The organism is Hallella faecis, from assembly GCF_018789675.1.
Lineage (GTDB): Bacteria > Bacteroidota > Bacteroidia > Bacteroidales > Bacteroidaceae > Prevotella > Prevotella faecis.
The window spans coordinates 23040-29646 of sequence record NZ_JAHKBE010000038.1 but is presented as its reverse complement, the minus strand read 5'-3'; the positions used below and the strand labels follow the sequence as shown (position 1 = coordinate 29646).

Sequence of the window (6607 nt, the reverse complement as noted above, 5' to 3'; positions counted from 1 at the left end):
CTTTGCGCCGGTGACTGTTAGTTCAGCCCGTTTGAAACTAAATCAGAAACTTTAGTTATGTATTAAGAATTGAAATCTAATGACCAATTTGGGTTGAAATCTAATGACCGGTTTGGGTTAAAAAAGCCAACAATCTATAGCCCAAACTACACGTTTCTTTTCCGCGACGGAAATATTTGGCCGAAATACGCCATTCTCAGCGCATTTATGTAATTGCTTAATAATCAAAACGTTGTGGTGATTTGTAAGCATTCCGCACTCCCAATTTCGCATTTCCCCTTGCGGTTAGGCATGTTTCGCACCCCGAAACATGCCCGATCGCAAGACGATACCTTCCTAACGGTGGCTCGGTTAGGCATCTTTCGCCACTCGATACCTGCCTAACGGTATGCGCACCTCTCATTTTGGGTGCTGCGATGGCATAAGAATGGCTTTTTCGTGCTCTATTTCACGCAAAAACACGACACAACTTTTTAACCAAAAAACACAACAGTGAACCTCTTCATTGCTATCGGTAATCGTCATCATAGTCCAATGATCGATGCCATTAGACCAAACGGTTGGCGTTTGAAAGCATAAAAAAGGCGGTGCGCCAAAATGTCGTTGTTAAACATTTTGGTGCACCGTCCTGTGGTTCCAAACTGGTTTGGAAAGGCCGATGGCGCATGGCCCGATGGCCCGCTTATTCGGCCAGTGTGAAGTCGAGCTGGCGCTTCTCCAGGTTGGCCTTGGCCACCTGTATGCGAATGGCGTCGCCCAACTGGTACTTGTGGTGGTGGCGTCGTCCGCGCAACACGAAGTTTTTCTCGTCGAAGTCGTAGTAATCGTCGTCGAGGTCGCGCATGGGCACCATGCCCTCGCAGTGGTTCTCGTCGATCTCGGCGTAGATGCCATACGACGTGATGCCACTGATGTGGGCGTCGTAGATTTCGCCAATCTTGTCGCCCATAAACTCAACCATCTTATATTTGATCGATTCGCGCTCGGCGTTTTGCGCCACCTGTTCCATGTCGGAGCAGTGCTCGCAGAGATCCTCGTAGTGCTTGGCGTTGGCCGAGCGGCCTCCTTGCTGATAGCGTGTCAGCAAGCGGTGGACCATGGTGTCGGGATAGCGACGGATGGGCGACGTGAAGTGGGTGTAGTAGTCGAACGCCAAACCGAAGTGTCCTATATTATGAATGGAATACTTGGCCTTCATCATGGCCCTGAGGGCTACCGACTGGATGAGCTTCTGCTCGCGCTTGCCCTCACAGTCGTCCATCAGCTTGTTGAGGTTGCGTGCTATGGCGCCCTTCGTTCCGGCGGTCTTCACCTTATAGCCAAACTTGGCTGTAAACTCGCGCAGCGTCTCCAACTTTTGAGGGTCGGGATTGTCGTGTATGCGGTAGGGCAACACCTTGGCCTTCTTGCCCTTGGGCACGCGCCCCACACTCTCGGCCACTGTACGGTTGGCCAGCAGCATAAACTCCTCGATGAGCTTGTTGGCGTCCTTCGAGCGCTTGAAGAAGCAACCCGTGGGATGGCCCTTCTCGTCGACGGTGAAGTGGAGCTCCTCGGAGTCGAACTTCACAGCGCCGTTCTTGAAGCGCTTCTCACGCAGCTTCTTAGCCAGGCGGTCGAGGGTGCAAATCTCCCAACCAAACTCATCCTTGTAGCCCGCCTTGCCCGGTGCCGGTGCAGGCTCGCCCGTTCCGTCCTTCACACCATTGTCCTCCAGCACCTGCTGCGCCTCCTCGTAGGCATAGCGGCGGTTGGAGCGAATGATGGTATGCACGATGCGGTAGCTCTTCACGTTGGCCTCGTCGTCGAGGTTGAACACGACCGAGTAGGCCAACTTGTCCTCGTCGGGGCGGAGCGAACAGATGAAGTTGCAGAGTCTCTCGGGCAACATGGGGATGGTGCGGTCTACGAGGTAGATGGATGTGGCGCGCTTCATGGCCTCCTTGTCGATGACGCTGCCCTCGGTAACGTAGTGTGAAACGTCGGCGATGTGCACACCCACCTGATAGAGCCCCTTGTCAAGTTGTTTGATCGACAGGGCATCGTCGAAGTCCTTGGCGTCGGCGGGGTCGATGGTGCAGGTCCACGTGTCGCGGAAATCCTCGCGCTCGGCCTCGTCCTGCGGTGTTATCTCGCCCGAGATGGCGTTGGCCGCATCCTCCACGTTCTTCGGGTACTTGTAGGGCAGTCCAAACTTGGCGAGGATGGTGTTCATCTCCACGTCGTTGTCGCCGCTCTTTCCGATGACGTCGACCACCTCACCGATGAGGTTCTTATGCTCGTCGGTGGGCCACTGGATGATCTTCACCACCACCTTGTCGTCGGTCTTGCCACCTTTCACTTTCTTCTTCGGGATGAGGATGTCGTGCGCCAACGAGTTGTCTTGCGGCACGCAGAAAGCGATGTCCTTGTCTACGCGCAAGCGGCCCACAAACTGGTCCTTGGCCCTCCGCAGGATCTCGATGACCTGCGCCTCCTTGATGTGCTTCTGCCTTCTGGCCATGAACGACACCTTCACATGGTCGCCGTTGAGCGCCCCCATCGAGTTGCGCTCAGCCACGAAGATAGGCTTTTCGCCTCCATCGGGTATGAACGAGTTTTTGCCGTTGGCCTTGCGGATGAAGGTGCCTTCCTGCACCTGTCCCTTGGTGTTGAGCTGATAACTGGTGTCGGAAACTTTCGTAAGGAAATCGTCCCATGCCATTTCCTCCATGATGTCGATGGCCAGCATCTTCGCTGGGTGCGTGCTGAGGTGCATCGACCTAAATATTTCTTTAAACGACAGCGTCTTTCCGGGCTGTCCGGAGAAGAAATCGACCAACTCCTTGGTTAGTTGCTTCTTCGTGATATGCTTGCCGCCCTTCCTGCCTTTTCCCATATTTTCTTAGTTTTAAAAGCGTCGGTTTATATATGCAAATTAACTAAAAAGAATTGAACTTTCCTAATTTTATTAGGATTATTTTGCTAAGAATTTTAAAATGTCGTAACTTTGTAACCTATTAACGATGAAGATATTAATTACCGGTGCCAGTGGATTCATTGGCAGTTTCATAGTGGAGGAGGCATTGCGCCGCGGCTTCGAGACCTGGGCTGGCGTGCGCGGTTCGAGTTCGAGGAGCTACCTGGGCGATCCTCGCATCCATTTCATAGAGCTTGATTTCTCGTCGGAGGATCGTTTGGCGCAGGCGCTCGACGGTCACAACTTCGACTATGTGGTGCATGCTGCGGGCGTCACCAAGTGCCTGACGGCTTCCGATTTCATGAAGGTGAACTACCAGGGCACAGTGAACCTGGTGAACGCCATCCTGAAGACGAAGATGTCCATGAGGCGCTTCATCTACCTGAGCAGCCTGAGCGTCTTCGGGGCCATACGCGAAGAGCAGCCCTACCAGGAGATTACGGAGCACGACACGCCGCGCCCCAACACCGCCTACGGCAAGAGCAAGCTCAAGGCTGAGCAGTTTCTCGACTCCATCGGCAACGAGTTCAACTACATTGTGCTCCGTCCCACGGGCGTCTACGGCCCTCGTGAGAAAGACTATTTCCTCATGGCGAAGAGCATCAAGCAACATGTAGACTTCAGCGTGGGCTTCCAACGCCAGGACATCACGTTCGTGTATGTGCAGGATGTGGTGCAGGCGGTGTTCCTCGCCCTCGACCATGGCATGTCGGGAAGAAAGTATTTCCTCTCGGATGGCAACGTCTACCAGTCGTCGACCTTTAGCGATTACCTGCACGAGGAGCTTGGCAAGCCCTGGTGGATACGCGTGAAAGCCCCCATCTGGGTGCTGCGCCTCGTTACCTTCTTCGGTGAGCACATTGGGCGGATGCGACATACCATTACCGCCCTCAACAACGATAAGTTTAACATTCTCAAGCAGCGCAACTGGCGATGCGATATCGAGCCGGCTTGCGACGAACTGGGATACCATCCCCATTACGACTTGCGCAAGGGCGTAACCGAGTCGGTGGCGTGGTACAAGGAAAACCATTGGCTGTGATGCAACTATCCAAATACATCGAACTGGAGCGCAAGCCCCGACGTGGGCTGATGGCGCTGGAGTGGGTGGCGCTGGCTTACGTGGCGCTCACCCTGCTCATTGTGCTTTTCGCCTCGACCAAGCTCGACAATCCCCAGGCCATGATATGGGGTCGCGTGAGGCTGGGAGCCATCACCCTCGCCATGTGGGTGGTGTATCGGCTGGTGCCCTGTAGGCTCACGAGATTTGCGCGTGTGTTGGTGCAAATGTCGCTGCTCGGCTGGTGGTATGCCGACACCTACGAGCTCAACAAGCTCTTCCCCAACCTCGATCCCTTCTTCGCATCGGTGGAACAGGGTCTCTTCGGCTGTCAGCCGGCGCTGGTGTTCGCCCAGCATTGGCCGCAGGCCTTCTTCAGTGAGCTCATGTATCTGGCCTACGCCAGCTATTTTCCCATCATCGTAACTACTGTGCTCTATTACTTCTTCAGCCGATACGAGCAGTTTGAGCGCGCCGCGTTTGTGCTCCTCGCCTCGTTCTTCGCCTTCTATGTGGTGTTCGACCTGGTGCCCGTCACGGGACCGATGTACTACTATCACGCCGTTGGCGTCGACCAGGTGGTGAAGGGCGTGTTCCCCAGTGTGGGCGATTATTTCCTGACACACACCGACATGATGACCTCGCCGGGATGGACCGACGGACCGTTCTACCATGTGGTGGCCGACCTCCACACGTCGGGCGAGCGGCCCACCGCCGCCTTCCCCTCCTCGCATGTGGGCATATCGGTGGTTTGCATGCTGCTCATCTGGCGCACACACAACCGCAAGCTCTTCTTCGGCTTGCTCCCCTTCGCCTTGCTTATCTGCCTCGCTACGGTTTACATACGTGCCCATTACGCCATCGACGTGGTGGCGGGACTCGTCACGGGAACCCTGTTCTACCTGCTGTGGGCAAGGGTTTACGACAGGACCCAATAGGCATGGACAAGCAAAACGGGAGGAAACATTCTATGAAACGAAGGTTTCCGTTAAGCCAAATGAGCAGAACCGAGCTTGCGCGGGTTATGCCATGGCGAGAAAACGTGCCATGAAATGGAAGGAAATCATCGTTGCAGATTAGAAACACCATACAAGTATATTAGGATAATCATCCAAGCAAATATAGGAATAACATGAATAAGAAACTATACATTGAGACGTACGGTTGCCAGATGAACGTGGCCGATTCAGAGGTGGTGGCCTCCATCATGAAGATGGCTGGCTACGACGTCACTGAGGCGGAAGCCGACGCCGACGCCATTTTTCTCAACACGTGCTCGATCCGCGAGAACGCCGAGAACAAGATATACCATCGCCTTGAAACGCTCCACGCCGAGCAAAAGAAGGGCCGAAAGCTCATCGTGGGTGTGCTGGGCTGCATGGCCGAGCGTGTGAAGGACGACCTGATCAACAACTATCACGCCAACCTGGTGTGTGGCCCCGACGCCTATCTGAGTCTGCCCGAGATGATCGCGGCCGTGGAGGTGGGCGAGAAAGCCATCGACGTGAAGCTCTCAACCACAGAGACGTACCGAAACGTGCTGCCGCAGCGGCTGGGCGCCGGACGCGTGTCGGGCTTCGTGAGCATCATGCGCGGATGCAACAACTTCTGCCATTACTGCATCGTGCCTTACACCCGAGGCCGCGAACGCTCACGCGACGTGGAGAGCATCCTCGCCGAGGTGCGCGACCTGCGCGACAAGGGATTCAAGGAGGTGACGCTGCTCGGACAGAATGTGAACAGCTACGGACTGCTGCCCAACGGCAAGCGCCCAGAGAATGGCGTGGTTGTTGAGGATGAGGATGGCAAGGAATTGCACGTGTGCAGCTTTGCCGAACTGCTGCGACGCGTGGCGCGCGAGGTGCCCACCATGCGCGTGCGCTTCACCACCAGCAACCCCGAAGATATGACCGAGGACATCCTGCACGCCATCGCTGAGGAGCCCAACCTCTGCCATCACATACATTTCCCCGCACAGAGCGGATCCAACAAGATCCTGAAACTCATGAACCGCAAGTACACCCGGGAGGATTACCTGGAGAAGGTGGCGGCCATTCGCCGCATCATTCCCGACTGCGGACTCACCACCGACATATTTGTGGGCTATCACGATGAGACCGAGGAAGACCACCAACAGACGCTGTCGCTGGTGAAGGAGGTGGGCTTCGACGCCGCATTCATGTTCAAATACAGTGAGCGACCGGGCACATACGCCGCCAAGCACCTGCCCGACAACGTGCCGGAGGAGGTGAAGATCAGTCGACTCAATGAGCTCATACACCTGCAAACGGAGGTGTCGGCCGAGCAAAACCGCAAGGACGAGGGCAAAGAGTATGACGTGCTGCTGGAGCGGTTCGCCAAACGAAGCCATAGCCAGCTCATGGGGCGCACACCGCAAAACAAGGCGGTGGTCATCGACAAGGGAAACCACCACATCGGAGAGACCGTGCGCGTGAGAATCACCGGCAGCTCGTCGGCTACGCTCTTGGGCGAGGAAGTCGTGAAAGAATAAGGCTACGCCCAAGGTGGCGTTCTATGAATTACCACCGCAAACGACAAAAATCATGATGGGTTACTTATAAACCCAC

Annotated in this window: 4 protein-coding genes; 3 read left to right on the top strand and 1 reads right to left on the bottom strand. The window is 55.3% G+C overall.

Features of this window, described 5'->3' with window-relative positions; all coding sequences use genetic code 11:
- Positions 1-682 precede the first annotated feature (682 nt).
- Positions 683-2878: a ribonuclease R gene (gene rnr / locus KM934_RS09180; protein ID WP_215760324.1), complete on the bottom strand. Its 2196-nt coding sequence runs from the start codon at positions 2876-2878 to the stop codon at positions 683-685.
- Between the two features lie 127 nt (positions 2879-3005).
- Between rnr and KM934_RS09175 the strand changes: the two genes are divergently transcribed.
- The 3 genes from KM934_RS09175 to miaB all read left to right on the top strand — a co-directional run bounded on the left by KM934_RS09175 (position 3006) and on the right by miaB (position 6531).
- Positions 3006-4001, top strand: a complete 996-nt coding sequence (locus tag KM934_RS09175) for an NAD-dependent epimerase/dehydratase family protein (protein WP_215760323.1) — start codon at positions 3006-3008, stop codon at positions 3999-4001.
- Complete coding sequence (locus KM934_RS09170; protein ID WP_215760322.1) at positions 4001-4957, top strand: phosphatase PAP2 family protein; 957 nt, start codon at positions 4001-4003, stop codon at positions 4955-4957. The genes KM934_RS09175 and KM934_RS09170 overlap by 1 nt, the downstream gene beginning before the upstream one ends.
- A 194-nt stretch (positions 4958-5151) precedes the next feature.
- Positions 5152-6531, top strand: a complete 1380-nt coding sequence (miaB, locus tag KM934_RS09165) for a tRNA (N6-isopentenyl adenosine(37)-C2)-methylthiotransferase MiaB (protein ID WP_215760321.1) — start codon at positions 5152-5154, stop codon at positions 6529-6531.
- The last annotated feature ends 76 nt before the right edge of the window (positions 6532-6607 follow it).